Below are 453 nucleotides of genomic sequence, written 5' to 3' on the forward strand. Positions count from 1 at the left end.
GCTTCTGCTGGATCGTTGGGCACCAGAGGGCGCCCTATTGCTGGGGCATTCACTCGGGGGCATTGTCGCCACACTGCTGAGCGTGGCGGCGCCGGACCGCACCCGAGCGCTGATACTGGTGGACAGTATGGGCCCGCTAACGGGCGATGCGGAGTCGTTCCCCGAGCAGTTGAAGCAGGCGACAGACAGGGTCCGGCAGGGCAGTCGCGGTCGGGCGCCCCGGTATGAGAGTGTCGACGCGGCGATTGAGGCACGTATGAAAGGCCGCATTCCGCTTTCGCGCAGCGCAGCCGAGTGTATTGTGCCTCGCAGTCTCCGGCATGATGAAGAAGGCTGGCAGTGGGTCACGGACGCACGGCTGCGATACCCGTCCATGCACCGGCTGGACGAGGAAGAAGTTGGAGCCTATCTCGGGGCGATTGCGGTGCCCTCCCTGCTGATCCGGGCCAGCCG

1 protein-coding gene is annotated in these 453 nt (G+C 65.8%); it reads left to right on the top strand.

The window, feature by feature from the left end:
* Nucleotides 1-82: 82 nt before the first annotated feature.
* On the top strand, nucleotides 83-453 hold a 371-nt coding region (locus tag FY251_RS21275; protein ID WP_255516788.1), incomplete at its 3' end, for a hypothetical protein.

The sequence above is a fragment of the Haloferax sp. KTX1 genome, from assembly GCF_902410085.1.
Taxonomy (GTDB): Archaea; Halobacteriota; Halobacteria; order Halobacteriales; family Haloferacaceae; genus Haloferax; species Haloferax massiliensis.